A 19,706-nucleotide genomic window follows, 5' to 3' on the forward strand; every position below is an offset into this window, starting at 1 on the left:
TCTACAATTGTCTTTCTAAATTCTTCTGTATAATACTTTTGCCCTTTTGCCATTGTAGACACTTCCTTCCCTTTTTATATTTTAAGGTGTTCGGCTTTTTGTGTCTACACTAATATACTAACACCAAGGAGATAAATTTTATATCAAATTTAAATACATCTTATGTTAAGGTTCAATCAACAAACTTTTCATAACTGTTCGTCGTCATAGCATTTAAATACATCTTATGTTAAGGTTCAATGTATCTATTTGATGTACATAAGTTAAAACCAGTTTAATTTAAATACATCTTATGTTAAGGTTCAATTGTCGCTCCAATAGTCATAATAAGCATATTCAACGTATTTAAATACATCTTATGTTAAGGTTCAATTACAGGGAATAACGGTTAGGGAATTATTAGGAATGATTTAAATACATCTTATGTTAAGGTTCAATGATAAATACTTTTTATGGGGAATATAATGAATACCAATTTAAATACATCTTATGTTAAGGTTCAATGCGACTATAGGGGAAGTTACCCTTGTAGCCGATATATTTAAATACATCTTATGTTAAGGTTCAATCAGGACTGCAAGGTTAAAGGCTTTTACAAGAAAGCATTTAAATACATCTTATGTTAAGGTTCAATGTATGACCCATGTCAAGGGATAGAGGAATGCATGAGATTTAAATACATCTTATGTTAAGGTTCAATATTTATCTTCAATATTCCCTGGTTTTAACCAATTAATTTAAATACATCTTATGTTAAGGTTCAATGAGAAGCGGAAAGTGTTTTATAGGAGAATATTTTAATTTAAATACATCTTATGTTAAGGTTCAATTTTCACGTAAACGTGATATAATATAAGTATAGGATAATTTAAATACATCTTATGTTAAGGTTCAATTGTTTTTTTAGGTGATATTTGATTGTACATTTTTCTATTTAAATACATCTTATGTTAAGGTTCAATCTTTGCAAATAAGCCATTCTCGTTTTTTATTTTACACCAAAAATATAGATTTACTCAATAGTTTACAATATTTTTACCAAGTGAATTTATAATGACTAAATTACTTATATAAAATTTAATCAAATGCTTATATCTACTACATTTCATAATACTTCATAAATTCAATAGCCTGGTAAAAACTTTATCAATCTATATTATTAAATCTTCTCCCGTATTGCTTTGCTTATTTCCTAATACTTCTTCTCCATAGACATTATTATTCATTAACTTTATAATACATACAAAATCCTCATTTTCATCTATTACCTTCTTTAAATCTTTCTTAAGTAATATGCAGTTTGCTGGTGCTAATTCTCCTCTAAACACAGACTTTTGAAAATGAGATAAATACTTTTTACATATCTTAAACACCTTATTTACTCTTTTTTCACCTACATCATAAAAAAGAAATGCGTAGTTATAATTATAATTTTTACTCATTTACATTTTCTCCTTTAAGCTAAAAGGTTTAAATTCCTTATCTTCTAATATAAATTTAATAAGCTTATAACAATCTAGTTTTATAGCTGTTCTATAGGTTACTTTTCTTTTAAGTTTACTGTGCATAAATACACTTTCTAATCTCTCCTCAAAAGCCGTTATAAATATCTTTCTTCCATCTTCATTAAGTAGACAATAATTAACTTTTTTATCAAAATGCTTGGCCACCTGCAATCTTTTATTATTAACCAAATCAAATATAGTTTTAAAAACTATTATCGGCTTAAAAGCTTCACTTATATCCAGACTAAGAGAAAATCTTCCTTCTGAAGGTTCATGTAAAAAACTTATTCTTTGATCTAAATGAGTATTATAAATAATAGCTATGGTTTTTCCATATAGTAATGTGTTTCCAAATGAGATTAGCGCATTTATAGGATTATCAGGTGGTCTTTTTACCCTTTTATTCATAACAAAATCTTCAGGAAGTATATGTTTAAATTCTCCATAAAATCTTTGCCAAGTCTCCCCTTCTACCTGCATTATTTGTTTAATATCATTGGCTTTATCAAGATTTATTTTCATATCCTTCCTTATCCAATCAATTGTCCCCTTAACTTCTTTTTTATCATGCTTATAATAATGGTATAAGACTTCATATATATTTTCCCCAATAGCTTCTACTATAGCTTTAGCTATTATTATTCTCTTACTCTTATAAGCTTCTACTTGTTTTATTAACATTTTTCCACTATTATAATGCTCTTTAGGATAAAAAGTTCCACTATAGCCTTCATAATAATTAAAAAAATGCATAACTACATTATTTTGAGCTAAAAAGTCTAAAAGCTTACTATTTATACTTACTTCTGACATGCAATAAATTTCTTTTGTATTTTCTACTGGTATATAAACATTTTTATTATCTTTTCTAAAACATAGAGAGTTATCTTTTCGTGTTAACTCCCCCATAGATGTAATATATCTGGTACTTCCCATTTCTTCCTCCTAAATATAACAATACTCAAAATACGCACATTTTTTACACTTAGGCTCATTAATAACTTCTGGTGCCTTTTCTTTTGATATGAGTTCTTCTATATCATTTTTTATCTTTTCTAGACTTACTAGATTTTCTTCATTTAGTTCAACAATAATTGCATTTTTAACCTTATTCTTTTCTACAAACTCTAGTTTACCTTTTCTTTCTATCCCCTTATCTTTTAAAATCTTTAAATATAATAAAACTTGCCACTTAGCAGCATCTACATCCGCATCAGATTTTTTTATCTCTGTTAAATATTCTGATGTAAGCTTATCAATTTTTATATTGTCAATGCTAATTTCAGATTGTTTGCTTTTCTCCTTTTTAACTTCATGGATTGCTTTTCCTACCTTTACATCTTGACTGTTATCTTCTAAGTTAATTCTATTTCCATGGAGCCAACATTGTCTTTTGCAATGAAAATAGTAATTTATTAATGTACCATTTACTTTCATAAGGCCTCCTATATAAAATCACCAATTCCTTTATCAAAATTTTCTCTATTAAATTTTCCATTCTTAAAATACTTTTCTCCATCAGAGATATAATATAAACCACCTATCCTATCCTCATAAGAAAAATCATTTTTTCTTACTTTGTATATAAAATAATTTAGTTTAGATGTTATTTCAGATAACTTTACCTTTTTTTCTGCATAATTCAATTTATTATTTTTAAGTAAATTAGCATAGTCATTCCATACCTTTTCTCCTTTTAATAATTCTCCATTTTCCAAGGTTATTTTTCTATTTAAAAATACACTATACTCATAATTCTCATCTATAAGTCTCATTCTCTCTTCAACTTCTTTAAAATTTAATTTGTTAACAGAGTTATTAATAAAATCATCGAAATTCTTATCATTACATGCATTTGCTTGTTTATTTAAATACTCCAAAACATAATCATAAAATTTATTAAAATTCTTATCTTTAAGTATTTCTCTTATACTTTCAGATAAAAGACTTATATTCTTCTCTTTTCTAACATCATTTCTATAGATACTACTGGCAGAGTCTAAATCAAAAAAGTATACTTTACATCCTGTCTTTTTACAAGAACGATTAATTCTTCCTAAAAACTGTTCTTCAGAGTCCAACATAGATATATCTTTATATCCTATATCCATATCTATGTCCACGCCAGCCTCTATAACTTGAGTAGCAACTAAAATTATATTTTCTTTTCTATTTTCATCCTTAATTTTTTTTATAATAGTATTTCTATCTATGCTGTTATCATCTCCTGTCATAAGCTCTATCTGTTTTTCTCCATTATCATCTAGAAAACAGCTACATTCATTTAATTTATTAAAAAATTCCATAGCAGTTTTCTTTTTTATAAATTCAATTAATATGTCTTTTTTATTTTCCTTTGCAGTCTTAATAACATGATCTAATAATATCCGTAATGTATTTTCTTTTTCTTCTAATAAAGAAAAATCTAGTTCTACCCTATTTTTAAATATTGGGTTGCTAAAATACTTTTCTCTATCATCTATTAAATTTACTGTCTCGATTTCACCATCTATTAGCTTATTTAGATTCGGCAATGTAGCTGACATTATTATAAATTTTATATTTAAAAGTTCTGAATAATGTTTTAGAAATGTTATTATTTCCTTCCAAATGCTATTTTTATAACTTTGTATTTCATCAAGAATTACAATGCTATTTGCCATTTGTGCCAAAGGAAATAAATTATCTTTAGAAGTTCCAAATAGATAGTTGAACATACTTACATGAGTTGTTAAAACCATTGGATAATGCAAAAACTGCCTATCTAGCAGAGCTTTTTCATAATTTATTACATAACTTTCTTCATTTTTATCTATATCGCTTTCTAAACTTTTCTTCGTTTTTATTGGAACTATTGAATTTATTATAGCTATATCATTAATAATATTGCTATTTTCAAATACTTTTTCTAAATTACTTATATTTTGCTCTACTAAAGTATTAAAAGGATATACATAAAATATCTTATTTATGTCTTTATTATTTTTTATCATTTGAAAGCTTAAATTCATGCTCACATTGCTCTTGCCACTTCCTGTTGGTGCCTCTAGATAGAATATGCTTTTATCAATATTTTTTAGAAATTTTTTCTCTGCATCTAAAAACAATTCATTTCTTAATATGTTAATATTTTTTACTCCTTTTAAATTATTTATCTTTCCATAAGCTTCTCTTTCATATTTTCTTATTGATTTATAAACTACCGTGCTTTTAAAAACACTATAAAACTTATTTATATCAGTTATTTCTCTTAAGTTTTCTACTTCTTTTTCATTCTTAAAGCTAGATGTAGAATAATAATCACAGCTCAATAATAATGAGCTTAAAAATCTTGTATATATATACAATTGAAAAGAAATTCCCTTTTTCTCTTTTTCTTTATTCAATAAAGTTTCCCTAACTTTTCCAAATAATATTTTTAACCACTCTGTTTTTACTTTAAATATTACATTTTCATTATATAAATTCTCAAATATAGAAAGTTCATCTGTATATAGTTTCTTCCCTTCTCCATCATCACTTAAAAACTTTTTATTATATTCACTGAAACTATCTAAGTTTCCATGGTGTTTAGATATTACATAAGAATTTATTAACATAAACATTCTCAAAATATCCTTTTCACTTTTAACAGAATGTTGATTTATTTTTGGGAAATAATGATTTAAATATATTAAAGAGGAGAGTATAGAATGATTTGAATTATTATGATTTAAATCAATCATATCTTTAAAATATTCATTATTCATCTTTAAATATTGAAAATTACAATTTATCTTTCCTAAATCATGCATATATATAGTATTAAGTAACATTTCCTTATATAATATTTTACCTTCATTACTAAAGTCTTTTACAAACTCATTTTCAAAATTTAAAAATACATCGTCTAGATTTTTACTTGAAATTATCTTATATAGATACTTCAATGATAAATCTAAATGTTCTCTTAATTTTTCTTTTCTACCGTCTAAAACATGAGCATAAATCCTATTGCTATTCCTTATTAAATTTTCTATATCAAATTTATTTATTTTATCAAAATACATATGTATTCATTCCTTTATCTAATAATATGGAGGGTTCCCCCTCCTAAAGTATTAAAAGAAAAATATCTTTTTTCCATTACAATCATATATTACTGAATCCTTTATTTGTTTTAATTCTGAATTGCTATATACAAAGGTTTCTAAAATATATTTATTAGTTGTCTTCTCTAAAGCTATTGGCAGCATTTCCTCATACTTATAAATAGGAACATACTCATCATCAAATTCATCACAAGTTGGAACAAATTCAAAATTATTCTTTATAAATAAGCTATCTATTTTATCTGAATTATTTATTTTATTTATATCTTCAATAGTCTCTACATTTTTAATATTCGCAATATGATCATTTTTGCCTAAATAAGGAATATACGTAGTTTTTAAATTTATTATCCTATCAGCTAATTTCTTTTCAAGTTCTCCTTCAATAAGAATATATATATCCCATTCTGGATTTTCTAGCCATTGCTCCTTAACAATAAGATTTCCTCCAAGTTCCTTTGATGCATATCCTACTGAATTGTTAAAAACTTGAATCTTCTTAGGAATATATCCATTTTCGTTTTTAGGAACTATTCCAATCTTAATATCCGCAAGTTTTTCATAGAACTCTGGGTATGTTGTTTCTTCTAACTTCTGTTGGTTATAACCTTTATATCCACTTATGGCCCCTAAGATACCTAACAATGCTACTTTGTGAATATTACCATAAGTGAAATAATAGTAAGTATTTACATCAGGCTTTTTAAAAAAAGCTGTTTTTCCACTTAAAGTAAACTTTAAAGCATTCATATTTATACCTCTTCTTTAGTAAAAATATTAAACTTTTTAGCTTTTTCTATATCAGATTGGATTGTTGTAGTATATGGATTGTAATAGATTTCTATATTTTTTATTCTATCTTTTAATTTATTAAGCATATCATTACATTTTAATATTATTATATTTTTATCTTCTCCCTTTTCAAAATCAACATACTGAGATAAGTCCGGAAGATATAAGTCAGGTTCTGTCTCTACGAATAATGCAAATTCATTCTCGCAGCCTATTTTAGAATTTGTGCTAAAAGATGTAGCAGCCACTAATGCCGCTTCTTTAAATTTCTTATAATCATCTTCTGTATATCCATCAGTTACTCCAAGTTCCTTAAACTGATTATATACAGAAGGATTTATAGTAAATGGATAAAAATAATGAGCTTCATCGCTAACTATCTTAGTTCCTAAAGTAGATGATTTAGCTTCCTCATCCTCTTTCTTTCCATCCTTTTTTGATGCATCTCTAAATGGAGAAAGTATTTGCTGCTCTTCAGCATTTGTTTCATCATACTTATTGAATCCTTGTCCAATTTGAACAGCTCCAGTTATAGATATATTATTTCCTTCCTCAGCAAAGGTGGCACCAAAGTTTTTAACATCTATAGCACTAAATAAATTTGTTAAAACCTTCTTACTATCTTTATTCTTTTTTAAATCTTCTTCATTAAAAATATACTCATACCTTTCCTTAAGAGACCTTGGCAAAAGTTCTATTTCCCCCTTTTTACCTTCTTGAAATCTTAAAGATTTTATATATAAAACCTTTTCTCCCTGCTGTTCCCACATCTTTTTCATAGGATATTTGAAAGCTTTATCACTGCCAAAAACATCTCCTGAAGAAGTTGTTTTTGGATATCCAGTAAAATCAGCATTCCAATTACTCATCCTTGAAACTATGCCTAAAACTCCATATACTCTCTTATTCATCTTTTTCATCCTCCCTAACTGACTTTTCATAAATTAAATTACTGTATAAATATCCTGCTATAATTAGATCTTCTTCAACTTTTCCCTCTGGTTTATACGCGAAAACCATTGCAAATAAATTGTTAAATTTTTTATTTCTAACGTCAATAATGTAGTTGTATTTCTTATATAACTTTCTTAATTCTTCTTTTATTCTATTATTTGTTTTAGCATTAATAATTGGATTAGCTAAAGAATGCACCTTATTTTTACCCTTACTTAATGAAATAAAGTAACTAGCTAATTGTCCAACTGCAAACCAATATTCATTGTCATTATCTATAGACGATGTATCTTTTTCATTTATTTTACTTCTCAATGAATTTCTAACACTCATTAAAATATCAGCCATGCTTTTTCCTCCTTCGAAATAGCTTTTTAAAGAAACTCTTAGATTAAATTGCTCACCAGCCTTTTGTAAATATCCATTGTTTATCGAACCCTTTATTAAATGTAAACTTGTAACATTTAAAATCTTCCATACACTATTTCTATTGCCTTTATAAAACCATCTAAATAAAGTTGTTCTTGCTAATAATAGATTTCTTTTTAAATTAATATCTTTTATATTTAAATCTTTAGGTTCTGTAAAATAGTTTGATGTTAAAAACTTGCTAAAAAACACTTCATTTATTACTTTCTTTAGCCCTTCTAATGTATATATATTTCCATAATTTACACTTGACTTTTCAAGTTGCAAAACATTTTCTAATCTTAAAGGTTTAATTTTAACTTCATAAAGTCCTATTATATCAAAATCAAGAATCTCAACTTCTTCTTTACCTTTTCTTATCCGAAGATAATATCCACTAAAATCTTCGTCTAGTATTTCATCCAACTTTTCGTCGTCAGAAATAGCCGTTATATTATCTTCATTTATATAGACATTAGTTTTATCTATAGATGCTTGATTCATTAAGTAATCAAAGAATTTTTTTTGTATTAAAGCTTCATTTTGAGATAATAAATAAGGAACCTTTGTTTTTCTACTTTTATTTTCTAGATATGGTTTTTTAGAGTTTAATCCCATATTATCATTTGGAAGTCCGTAGATATGCTTGTCTATTGTAATATTGTAATCATTTTTATTATAAATATTTGTAAGTATGTACTTTTCACTTTCTTTTCTATATTCTTCTAAATCATATTTAAAAAAAATTTTTATATATGATTCATCCTTTATATCTTTTGGTACTAAATCATATATATTATTTTTAATCCACTCTTGAATTTTTTCTATCCTTTTTTCATCAGCTTTGCCATTTATCTTTTCAACTTCTTGATAAAGCTTTTTAGATTTAGGATTTTTATATTTTAATAATGGATTTTTTAAAATATTATAATATTCTTCAATTATGTTGTTAGTTATTTTACCATTATGGACATTTTTCTTTTTTACAAAAAAAGTAAAATAATTATTACTGTATATGTTCTTATTTTTTATTGCTTTATTAGACCCTAAATATCTACTCATATAATCTGCCTTACGTATAAAATCAAAATATTGGTTTGTAGTATCTAACTGCTTTGTTTTTTTATCTTGCTTAATAACAATTTTATCGAGTATTTTAAACTCTTCTCCGCTAGTATCAACAATTATATATTCTCCATCTACTGGTACATAAGAGTCAGTTATAAAGGAATCTCCTTTAGCTTTATATATCTTTTCAAAAGTTTTTATAACGTCGTTTAACACATTATCACTTCCTTAAAGCCATCTATAATTTACAAACCCGTATCCTCTTGAATTCATCTCCCCTAATCCTGTGCCTATAGCTAAATATGCTAATCTCTGAGCAGTTTCATTTTCTGCAATATTCAAGGTTAGCTTGTCCCCTAAAAGAGATACGGATTTATATTTACAGGAAATAGGTTTAACATTGTCAAAACTAATCATGTTAAATAGCTGGAATTCTTCATTTATCTTAGTATTAAAATAATTATTGTACTTCTTTATTAAATTTTCTTTTAATCTTTTTTCAAATTGGTCTAAAGATAAGTTTCCTTTCCAATAACCATTATCTGTTTTTATAACAACAGAAGTTATAGAATAAATTTTTTCTATATGTCTTTTACTTATCATTTTATCTTGTATTGTTAACGATTTTATATACTCTGTATATTCATTACCAAGGTTCTTTTTAAAATAACTAGCTAGTTCTTCATCTATAGTTCGTATTTTTATAGAATATATATTACCTTCTTTATAAACTTTTGAAGATCTTTCTACAGGGAAAAAAGAGTTATAAGTATAATTTTTAAATTTATTACTCTTATGAAATTCCAAAAATTTTTTATCTTTTGCTAGGCATTTATCTATAAGATCTGATATTTTCTCTAAAGATTCTGTAATTTGAATATCCTTTAATAAAAACACTTTCAATGTTAACTCATTCACCTTTATTTCATTAATCATTATATCACCTCCTAATAAACACCATTCTACTAATTATCAATATTAATTTTTTTGCTACACATACAAAAAAACCATATTAACTCTTATATTTCTATATTTTACAACGTATTGTTATTATACCATTTTTTTATTATATAGTAAATAATTATCATTATATTTATTATTGATTTTACAAAATAGATTTCAATTATCTAAACAATTGAAGCTACATCATATGTTACGGTTAAATAAAATAATCATAATATTAATTATATTTAAATACATAAAAATGTTATGGTTAATATATTAAGCTTTAGGTATTTAATAACACATTCATCTAATTTTTAATAAATATTAATCTCATAACATGAAGTGCTCTTTTCAAAATTCTGATTTAACATATCTCCATCTCCTAATATTTTCATTTTTATTGAATTTAATCTAATATTTCCCTGAATATTATTATACTAATACACTGCTCCTAAGTCCAATTTTATAATTCTATATGCTAAATTCTATAATAAAAAAAGAACTACTCCTTAGAGTAATTCCCTTAATCTTACATTCTCTTATCAATTAAAATTTAAGTTATGCGTTTATCATTAAGACTTCCTTTTAATTTTTTTAGTTTTTTATTATTGTACATATCTACATCAGCTAAAATAAGTGCTTCTGTGCAAGTTATACTATTACATCCTTCTACTTCACATATACCATAGCTAAATGAAATAGTAACTCCATTTATTTTGTGTGATGCCACTATTTCAGTTATTTTGGTCATTTTCTTTTTGGCTTCATCCATAGGGCAGTTCAAAAACAAAATAGCAAACTCATCTCCAGAAAGTCTTGCTATTATACCAGATCTCTCCATAGAACTTTCTAATAAATAAGAAAAAAATCTGAGTACCTTGTCTCCAAAATTATGGCCATAGGTATCATTAATCTTTTTAAAATTATCTAAGTCTATCATAACAAGGCAAAATGTTCTTCTCTCTTGTTTAGCTTTTTCAATTTGAAAACTTAATTCTTTATTAAACCTTCTTCTATTCATAACACCAGTAAGTTCATCGAAATTTGCTAAGTATTTAAGCTTATTCTGTGCAAAAGCATTTTTCAGTGCAATTTGGAGCTCACTTTTTATTAAGTTCATAAGGTTTAGCTCCTTTTTAGTAAATACATATCCTGGTTTTGAAGAATCTACATTTAAAAGTCCTATAAGTTTATTATCTATATATAGGTGCTGATATGGTGCAGTAAATGTCTAAAGCTCTTTTATCTTTAAGTTTCTTTATTGTATCTGTGTCAATAATATTAGCTTCGTCAAATTTTCTTGGGTTTTCTATTATAGCAGTTTCCTTAAATTTATTTACACTATAAAGGTATGCTTCTTCTTTTCTTAAGTTAAAATCTATTAAATCGTTTTCAAATCCTTTGACAGCTTTAAAATAAAAATTTTCATTTTTGTCCATAAGTAATATGCTGCCCTTTGTTGCATTTGGTATTAAATCAACAACAGTATCTAAAACGATTGAGTATATCTCATCTTCATTTTCAGTCATTAATATCTTTTCACTAGTTTTACAAAACTTTTCCTTCATTTTTTCCATAAATTCTTGGCTTTTCTTAATGTCTTTTATCAATATATATTCATATAAAGCTATTGATGCAAAAATCAACATTAAAGCTAATAATAAAATATCTAATTTCCCCATAATGTTTCACCTTCAATTGCTTACAATTTAATTGTTTTTTACTTGTTATATGCATAAAATAACATTTGATTGTCCCCTCTTATAGAGTATTATACCACTTTATGGCATGCTGCATAATATATTTATAAATTTTAAACTTATCTAATACTTTACTTTCATGCATATTTTCTTAAAATCCGGTTACTCTATTAAATAAGTTACATATCTATATTAAGGAGTGAATTAAAGTGGGAAATTCAAAGAAAAGGGATAGTAAGATTCTAGATAAAAGAACTTCTAAACCTGATATTATCCATGAGGACGAAATGAGAAAACATAAATCAAAAGGTGTTAAGGGAACTACAGAAAGAGATATATAATAAATTTTAATAATAAAAAAGGAGATTGTTTAAGATTATGTCAGATAGTAAAATGCGCAGAACTCAAAACAATAAAAAAGAAGATGGTCATTTTAAAAAAGTTAACATAAAACACGGCCAACCTGAAAGCGTGAGAGCCGTATTCAACTCACGTGGAAAACTAGATAAAGAAGAATAACATAAATAGAGGACTCTAAGAAAAAGCTTAGAGTCCTTCTTTGCTTATGCTTTATATTTTAAATTTATTGATCATTTGTTTTAATTCATTTGAATAAGAATCCAGTTTTTCTGCAGATAAAACTATTTCCTGAAGTCCAGATGCTTGTTCCTCTGAAGATGCACTTACCTCCTGTGATGTTGCTGCTATTTCCTCTGCCACAGCAGAAACTTCTGAAATATTCATTATAACAGCATCCTTATCTTCTTTCATTTTTCTCAGTAAATAGTTAACATTTTCTACATTTCCTTCTAGTTCCTCTATAGCAACTTTTATTTTATCAAAGCTATTTTTTGTATTGCTTACATTAAGTGCCGTTTTATCGCTGAGTTCTGTTGAATATTTTAGCTTTTCAAAAACTTCATTAACGCTTAATTTTACTTCATTTATTACTTTTTCAATTTCTAAAGCAGAATTTGCAGATTCTTCTGCTAGCTTTCTTACCTCGTCTGCAACTACTGCAAATCCTTTTCCCGCTTCTCCTGCTCTTGCAGCCTCAATAGATGCATTTAATGCTAAAAGATTTGTCTGCTCCGTTATGTCTTTTATAACATTTGTAATATCACCTATTTTGCTTGATTTTTTATCTAGTTCTTCCACCTTTTCAACCACGTCTAAATTTGCAATATAGCTCTCTTCAAATGCCTGAGATAAATCATTTATAAACAAAACGCCTTGTTCACTGACTTCCTTAGCTTCCTTAGAAGCATTTATCATATTCTCCGAACTCTTTGCTGTGCCATCTACTCTTTTTCCTAATTCTTCAGATAAACTTACGCTTTTAGCTAACTTTTCTGATTGGCTCACAGAGCCTTCTGATATTTGTTGAACTGCCTTTGCAACCTCATCTCCAATAGCACTAGATTCCTCTGTAACAGCCATAAGTGATTGGGAATTGCTTTTTAAATCTTCCGATACCTTTACTATACCTTGGAGAATACTTAAAACTCCGTTCCTAGTCTCATCAATAGCATCTATTATACTCTCCAACTCCTGTATAAGCTTTTTATCTTTATGAATATCTGCGGTAAAGTCTCCCTTGCTTAAACCATCTAATAAACCTACAATTTTCTTTATAGGATTAGTAATACTTCTTTTAATAACCATATTAGTTACAATTATAGCTAACACTAAAGTTGCAACTGTTACCATAATAGTATAGTAAATAATCTTGTGAAGAGTAGCTTCAAGCTCCACTCTTGGTATAACTCCAAGTATAGTATATCCTGTATTATCTTCCTTGGACTTAAACACCCTATAAGAAGTTCCATCTATATCTCCATTAAAAATAGATTCATCTGTGTTCACCAAAGTCTCTATTGTCTTATCTTCTTTTATATTCTTTCCTATTTTACTAGAATCTTTGTGAGATATTATGTTTCCGTCTTTATTTACAACTATTACGTATCCATTATTTCCAATAGAAATTTCTTTAATTAAATTACTTATATATGTGAGATTTATATCTATTGATGCAACCCCTACTACTTTCCCTGATGCATCCTTTATGGCTCTAGCAATGCTTATATCATATTCATTTTTATTATCTCCATTTTGATATGGATTAGTTACAACCACTTTATCTGGAGTTTCTAGTGCCTTTTTATACCATTCTCTTTGGCTAAGATCAAATCTCTTTGGAATTGTCTGAGAAATTGCTGTGATAAATTTATTATTCACAGTACCTATATAAACATTACTAATTCCTTTATGAGATCTTAAAAAAGAATCAAGACTCCTTTTTAATAAAAATTCACTGTTCTTATTGGATAGAATATCTTTAGCATTAGGGTCTTCAGATAACATTTGTATAGATTCCATATTATTTGTAATCACGTTTTGTATTATAGAAGTTGCATCTCCTATACTAGCCTGAGCCTTAGTGTGAAAATTTTCTCTTATATTTTCCTCTATAATGTAATAACTTATTCCACTTACTAATACTAAGGGAACAAGAATTGCAAAAGTTATCAGTAATATGATTTGTTTCTGTAAGTTCCTACCACCATTTTTCATGACAGTCTCTCCCTTCAACAACAGCATACTATTATTCTTTTGTTATTCTTATAAGTTTCTATAAAGTAGCTACCATAACCGCCTTTATAGTATGCATTCTATTTTCCGCTTCATCAAATACTATAGAATACTTACTTTCAAAGACCTCATCCGTAACTTCTAAGCATTCAGCTCCATACTTTTCGTATATTTTTTTACCAATATCTGTACCTAGATCATGAAAGGCTGGTAAGCAATGCATAAACTTTACATTTTCATTTCCTGTTTTTCTTATCAAGTCCATATCTACTCTATATCCATTTAATAGTTCTAATCTTTCTTTCCATACTTCTTCAGGCTCTCCCATGGAAACCCATACATCTGTATATAATACATCTGCATCCTTAACACCACTATCCACATCATCTGTAATAGTTATTGTTGCTCCAGATTTTGCAGCGGATTCCCTACACTTATTTACTAGTTCCTCTCTAGGAAACAACTTTTTAGGAGATACTATTCTGAAATTCATTCCCACCTTTGATGCTCCTATCATAAGCGCATTTGCAACGTTATTTCTGCCATCTCCTATATATACTAAGGTAACTTCTTCTAAGGGCTTATTTATATGTTCCATTATAGTTAGAAAATCTGCTAAAACCTGCGTTGGATGATCTTCATCTGTAAGTCCATTCCAAACTGGCACTCCTGAATACTTGGCTAATATTTCAACTGTCTCTTGAGCATATCCCCTATACTCAATGCCGTTATACATTCTTCCAAGAACTCTTGCTGTATCTTTAATGGATTCTTTCTTTCCAATCTGAGAACCTGATGGTCCTAGGTATGTCACATAAGCCCCTTGATCATGTGCTGCTACTTCAAAAGCACACCTTGTTCGAGTAGAATCCTTTTCAAATATCAAAGCTATGTTTTTTCCAACAAGCCTCTGCCATTCAGTTCCTTCCTTCTTATCACGCTTTAACTGTGCTGCTAGTTCTAATAGCCATATAATTTCTTCTTTAGTATAATCCATTAATGTCAACAGACTTTTGCCCTTTAAATTTATCATTTTAGGTCCTCCTTTTGCAAATAATTACAGTTATATACTTAAATTGTATTTATAACATTTTATCATTGTAATTCAATGGTAACTTTTACAAAGTTCATTGTCAATATTTATACATATGAAAAATAAAAAGCACTGGAGTTTATCCAGTACTTTTATCCGTTCTTACTAAGCACATTTGTTAAAGCATTGATGCTAGCAGTAAGGCTTTCTATCTTGCTTTCTATTCTCACTAATAAGTAAATAGACATAGCAATAGGAAATCCAACATTCCCCACTAGTTCCACCAAAGTTTCCACACAAATCACCTTCCCCTCACAGAGTAGATATGCAGTGGAAACCACAATATATAATCTTATTATTATTTTTCTCCGTACTCATCTACAATTTTCTTTGCAAGCTTCTTAATAGCACTAGCTTGAGCTATTAAAGTCATTACTATCAAGAATACTAATATCCTTTCCTCTTCCTCTTCCTTTAAATTACTATCTTGAATAAATTGTTTAAACTTATTCTTATTAAAAATCTCTATATCTAAAAAATTGTCAAAACTATCTCCTTGAATTTTATCAAAAATCTTGTATGCACTTTCCCAAGAAATAATATCATCACTTCTATCATTTATTTCATTAAAAGCAAGAGCAAACACCTTTTTTATTTCTTCCGTAGTTAAGATAGGCCTCATGTAGCTTAAAAGCACTAACTGTACTAGGTGTAATTTTGTATATCCTCTCTTTTTTCCATCTTCCGGCTTTGATATAACTTCATTTTTTATATAGTTTTGCACTATGTTATTTGTATACTTTTCTTCCTCAAACCTATCATTCAAATAATCTATAACTTGAGATAGAAATAAATCATATTGAGGTAAGTCTTCATAAGAAACTAAACTGCTTTTTGAAACTTCTTTTGCTATACCGTTTATCTTATTCATAATTTCTTTATAATCTTTCACGACTGTTACCTCCATACACCTATATATTAAAAAACTTATGCTTAATTTCTAATGATAAATAAATTTTTTATCCTAAATAAATTTTATTCTTAAAATATATTATACGGTATTTGTAACTATATTACAAATTTCATTTTTTATCTAGCAGTTAATTTTTATTTCGATTATATAATATAAACAGTTCCATAATAGTTCATAATAATTTTGGAGATACACCTTGCATATTTTTAGTTACATTAATAATCCTCAAAGTTATTAACATTTATACACAACTTATCCACAATTTTTGTGGATAAGCCTAATTTCCTGTGTATTTATTGATTCTATTTGACTTCATATATGTAACAAAATATTTTTATCCACATTGTACACATATTCTTGTGGATAAATTGTTGATGTTATGTGGAATAATTCGATATATTGCTCTTTAAATATTTCATTTTTTATATAATTCTGTAGAATTTTCGACATTTTTGTCCATCTTATTTAGCTTTATTTTTTACTTTGTGTATTAAAAAAATGTTGCAATTTTCTTAAATTATAGTATATCATTAAGGCAAAATGTTTACAAACAAATTTTACATATAAAAAATCCACATGTTTTCACATGTGGATTTATCGTTTACTTTTTAGACTTATTATAATCTTTTAAAAACTGTTCTATTCCTCTGTCTGTAAGAGGGTGATTTAGCATCTGCATCAATACCTTATATGGTATAGTAGCTATGTGAGATCCAGCTTTAGCTGCATTTAAAACATGCATTGGATGTCTTATACTAGCTGCTATTATTTCAGTTTCTATACCATAGATATCAAATATCTGAGCTATATCTGCTATTAAATCTATTCCATCAGTTCCTATATCATCAAGTCTTCCTGCAAAAGGACTTACAAAACTAGCTCCTGCTTTTGCTGCAAGCAATGCTTGTTGTGCGGAGAATATTAAAGTCACATTTGTCCTTATTCCCTCTTGTGATAAAGTATGTACAGCTTTTATTCCTTCTTCACACATAGGTATTTTTATTACTATATTCTTATGTATTTTAGCTAATTGTCTTGCCTCTTCAACCATTTCCTCATGCTTTAAACTTATTACTTCTGCACTTATAGGGCCATCTACTATGGAGCATATCTCTTCTACAACTTCTTTTACATCTCTTCCTTCCTTTGCTATTAAAGAAGGATTAGTAGTAACTCCGTCTAAAATCCCCCATTCGCTTACTTTTCTTATTTCATCTACATTTGCTGTGTCAATAAATATTTTCATACTTGTACCCCTTTCAAAATATTCATATATATAACTAAGCCAATAAATTAATATAGCACCTTTTCAACATAGCGCTAACTTTTATGACTGATACTTTTTAAATACTTTAGAGCATCTTCCTTAGTTATTATTTCTTCATAATAGGCTTTTTTATCCAGTTCCTCAAGTACTTTTCCTATATTCTTTCCTTTTAGTCCTGTAACTTCAATAATCTCTTTTCCATTTATAAACCTATTATCCTTAACATTTTTATATAGTTTATATTCTTTTAAAAGGTTTTCAATATATTCATTAAACATCTGCTCCTCATTATCTGGGTCATAGAGCATCTTTGTAGCATGCATATCACAATAAGATATGGCTAATATATAAGGTATGTATTCATCATATCTTGAAAAAAACTTATAAAAGCTTCTTTTATAGTTTTTAACATTATTCTTGCAAAGGCCTAAAGGATACATATGTGCTTCTACTAGAGCTTTTATAAACTTTTGTGCTTTTTTAGGAAAACCTAATACTTCAAGAGCTTCTTCTATAATTTTTGCTCCCTCTTTATCATGTCCTATAAAGCTTATCTTCCCATCATTATTTCTATAACACTTTACTTTACCTATGTCATGACAAAAAGCTGCTAGCGAAAAATATACTCCTATAGAAACCTCTCCTAGATTAACTTTAAATATATCTAAATCTAGTCCTTCTACTTTAAGTTCTCCTCTTAAAAGTTCCTTAGAATTACGATAAACCAAGTTCATATGTGTAAAAGCATCTTCTATGTGATATTTGCACTTACCTACGGTTTTAAGCTCATCTATATAAGGCAATAATTCTTTTAAAACACCATATTTATCTAACTCTTCAAAAGCAATTCCATTGTCGTCCACCTTTAATATTTCTATAAGTTCATTAAAAATCCTCTCTTTAGGAGAAAATTTTATATATTTATTTTCTCTTCTAATATGTTCTTCACAAAGCTTACTAAAATGCATTCCATACTTAATAGCAAATCTACATCCTCTTAATATCCTAATTCTATCCTTCTGTATGCTATCTTCCTTCACCTCATGAATAATCTTTGTCCTTATATGTTCCCTTCCCCTAAACGGATCTATTATGTTATTACTGATTAACTTTAAGGCTATTGCATTTATGGTAAAATCTCTGCTTTGTAAATCTTCCTCTATATTGTTTCCATTTAACAAAGCTATATCTAAGATTTTATCTTCAATAACAGCTCTATATATTTTGATGTCTTCTTTTATGGGGAAAATTTTATATCCTTTACTTTCTAAAGCTCTTATAAAGAAATGAATGTCTCCATCATATACTATATCCAAATCCTTAAATTCCTTATTTTTTTGAAGGAGTTTATCTCTAATATATCCCCCAACTATATAAGCATCTCCTCCAATATCTCTTATTATATTTTTTATGTCATTTATTATTTTGTTCACTATTTCACCTACCATAATTATAGTATACTCTAACTTATACTTTAATTTTAACATACTAAGGCAAATCTCTCTTACTACCTTTATGAAAATTTTTCTTATTTTTTACAGTACCTTTTAAAGAATCGCTTTTATTTTTATTTATAGTAAAATTTAAAAAATATTGTTATATATTATGGATGGATTATATACATAATATCCATAAAAATTTAATATATTCCAATTAATATACTGATATGTTAAATTTAAATCTAACTTTACATTATAGTTTCGACATTACTAATATGATTATCCATTTAATTACTATTTTATTCGGCAATTATTTTGTTTATTTTGTTTACAATTTATTACTAATTTTTGAACAACTTTTTAATAAGCTTGTCTTATACCTTGATTTTTCTAGCATTTAACTATTTGTTCTATTTGTATTTTATTTACAAAAAATATATTGACTTTTGAATAATTTGGTAGTATATTAACTTTAGATGGAATTTAATAAGAATTTTGTAACAATATCAAAAAAAATCATTTTACATATTGACTTCTTTTGTCACATTTGTTATTATCTAACGTGGAAGTTGTCGAAATGTGTAAAGCAAATTTCTAGTTCTTATTACTAGTCAATTATATGTTAATTTAAAATTTAAGGAGGAATTATTAATGAAATCAACAGGTGTAGTAAGAAGAGTAGATGAATTAGGAAGAATTGTTATCCCAATAGAATTAAGAAGAACTCTAGATATAGCAGAAAAGGACGCTTTAGAAATATACGTAGATGGTGAGCAAATCATACTTAAAAAATATGAGCCAGCATGTATCTTCTGTGGAGATGCTAGAAACGTTATAAACTACAAAGGAAAAAATATCTGCAGATCTTGTTTAGAATCTTTAAAAGAAGAAGCAAAATAAATATTTATCCCCTTTAACAGATATCCCCTTTGATCCCAT

Annotated in this window: 19 protein-coding genes and 1 CRISPR repeat array; of the genes, 3 read left to right on the top strand and 16 right to left on the bottom strand. The window is 27.1% G+C overall.

The genetic code is table 11. The features are described 5' to 3' along the window. Positions 1–147 precede the first annotated feature (147 nt). Positions 148–962: direct repeats of the CRISPR family, unit length 30 nt; unit sequence ATTTAAATACATCTTATGTTAAGGTTCAAT. 189 nt (positions 963–1,151) lie between these two features. From cas2 to CPAL_RS08160, 10 genes are all read right to left on the bottom strand, one after another. After that, positions 1,152–1,442: a CRISPR-associated endonuclease Cas2 gene (cas2, locus tag CPAL_RS08115; protein WP_061857797.1), complete on the bottom strand. Its 291-nt coding sequence runs from the start codon at positions 1,440–1,442 to the stop codon at positions 1,152–1,154. Next, positions 1,443–2,441, bottom strand: coding sequence for a type I-B CRISPR-associated endonuclease Cas1b (gene cas1b, locus CPAL_RS08120; RefSeq protein WP_061857798.1), 999 nt, complete (start codon positions 2,439–2,441; stop codon positions 1,443–1,445). It abuts the gene before it with no gap. Between the two features lie 9 nt (positions 2,442–2,450). After that, positions 2,451–2,942, bottom strand: a complete 492-nt coding sequence (gene cas4, locus CPAL_RS08125) for a CRISPR-associated protein Cas4 (protein WP_061857799.1) — start codon at positions 2,940–2,942, stop codon at positions 2,451–2,453. 8 nt (positions 2,943–2,950) lie between these two features. Continuing rightward, complete coding sequence (locus CPAL_RS08130; protein ID WP_106024404.1) at positions 2,951–5,554, bottom strand: CRISPR-associated helicase/endonuclease Cas3; 2,604 nt, start codon at positions 5,552–5,554, stop codon at positions 2,951–2,953. Positions 5,555–5,605: 51 nt separating this feature from the next. Continuing rightward, complete coding sequence (gene cas5b / locus CPAL_RS08135) at positions 5,606–6,346, bottom strand: type I-B CRISPR-associated protein Cas5b (RefSeq protein ID WP_106024405.1); 741 nt, start codon at positions 6,344–6,346, stop codon at positions 5,606–5,608. Between the two features lie 2 nt (positions 6,347–6,348). After that, on the bottom strand, positions 6,349–7,299 hold the full coding sequence (locus CPAL_RS08140) for a type I CRISPR-associated protein Cas7 (protein WP_061857802.1): 951 nt from the start codon (positions 7,297–7,299) through the stop codon (positions 6,349–6,351). Further along, positions 7,292–9,034: a type I-B CRISPR-associated protein Cas8b/Csh1 gene (gene cas8b, locus CPAL_RS08145; RefSeq protein ID WP_106024406.1), complete on the bottom strand. Its 1,743-nt coding sequence runs from the start codon at positions 9,032–9,034 to the stop codon at positions 7,292–7,294. Before cas8b ends, CPAL_RS08140 begins: the two co-directional genes overlap by 8 nt. Before the next feature lie 12 nt (positions 9,035–9,046). After that, a complete protein-coding gene (cas6, locus tag CPAL_RS08150) occupies positions 9,047–9,754 on the bottom strand; it encodes a CRISPR-associated endoribonuclease Cas6 (RefSeq protein WP_106024407.1) in 708 nt (235 codons plus the stop codon). A gap of 562 nt (positions 9,755–10,316) precedes the next feature. Next, positions 10,317–10,883, bottom strand: a complete 567-nt coding sequence (locus tag CPAL_RS08155) for a GGDEF domain-containing protein (RefSeq protein ID WP_106024408.1) — start codon at positions 10,881–10,883, stop codon at positions 10,317–10,319. A gap of 73 nt (positions 10,884–10,956) precedes the next feature. Further along, positions 10,957–11,445, bottom strand: coding sequence for a hypothetical protein (locus CPAL_RS08160; RefSeq protein WP_106024409.1), 489 nt, complete (start codon positions 11,443–11,445; stop codon positions 10,957–10,959). A gap of 227 nt (positions 11,446–11,672) precedes the next feature. Here CPAL_RS08160 and CPAL_RS14185 point away from each other — a divergent pair, with 227 nt between their 5' ends. Then, positions 11,673–11,804 (top strand): hypothetical protein, encoded by a 132-nt coding sequence (locus CPAL_RS14185; protein ID WP_273092575.1) that lies wholly within the window; start codon positions 11,673–11,675, stop codon positions 11,802–11,804. A 37-nt stretch (positions 11,805–11,841) separates the two neighbouring features. After that, entirely contained in the window at positions 11,842–11,982 is a 141-nt protein-coding gene (locus CPAL_RS13895; RefSeq protein ID WP_165815381.1) for a CPC_1213 family protein, read from the top strand. 51 nt (positions 11,983–12,033) lie between these two features. Here the strand turns inward: CPAL_RS13895 and CPAL_RS08165 are convergent, their stop codons facing one another. The 6 genes from CPAL_RS08165 to CPAL_RS08190 form a co-directional block, all read right to left on the bottom strand. Continuing rightward, positions 12,034–14,037 (bottom strand): methyl-accepting chemotaxis protein, encoded by a 2,004-nt coding sequence (locus CPAL_RS08165; RefSeq protein ID WP_165815380.1) that lies wholly within the window; start codon positions 14,035–14,037, stop codon positions 12,034–12,036. Between the two features lie 58 nt (positions 14,038–14,095). Further along, a complete protein-coding gene (gene argF / locus CPAL_RS08170) occupies positions 14,096–15,088 on the bottom strand; it encodes an ornithine carbamoyltransferase (protein WP_106024411.1) in 993 nt (330 codons plus the stop codon). Between the two features lie 152 nt (positions 15,089–15,240). Next, entirely contained in the window at positions 15,241–15,384 is a 144-nt protein-coding gene (locus CPAL_RS08175) for a YvrJ family protein (protein ID WP_106024412.1), read from the bottom strand. Positions 15,385–15,446: 62 nt separating this feature from the next. Then, the gene (locus CPAL_RS08180) at positions 15,447–16,019 is read right to left on the bottom strand and encodes a DUF1836 domain-containing protein (protein WP_423230650.1); all 573 of its coding nucleotides are present in this window, start codon (positions 16,017–16,019) and stop codon (positions 15,447–15,449) included. A 643-nt stretch (positions 16,020–16,662) separates the two neighbouring features. Continuing rightward, entirely contained in the window at positions 16,663–17,307 is a 645-nt protein-coding gene (fsa, locus tag CPAL_RS08185) for a fructose-6-phosphate aldolase (protein ID WP_106024413.1), read from the bottom strand. 74 nt (positions 17,308–17,381) lie between these two features. Then, on the bottom strand, positions 17,382–18,815 hold the full coding sequence (locus CPAL_RS08190; RefSeq protein WP_242976298.1) for a tRNA nucleotidyltransferase/poly(A) polymerase-related protein: 1,434 nt from the start codon (positions 18,813–18,815) through the stop codon (positions 17,382–17,384). Positions 18,816–19,418: 603 nt separating this feature from the next. Between CPAL_RS08190 and CPAL_RS08195 the strand changes: the two genes are divergently transcribed. Further along, positions 19,419–19,667, top strand: a complete 249-nt coding sequence (locus tag CPAL_RS08195) for an AbrB/MazE/SpoVT family DNA-binding domain-containing protein (RefSeq protein WP_061857809.1) — start codon at positions 19,419–19,421, stop codon at positions 19,665–19,667. The last annotated feature ends 39 nt before the right edge of the window (positions 19,668–19,706 follow it).

This window comes from Clostridium thermopalmarium DSM 5974 (assembly GCF_002995795.1).
GTDB lineage: Bacteria > Bacillota > Clostridia > Clostridiales > Clostridiaceae > Clostridium_H > Clostridium_H thermopalmarium.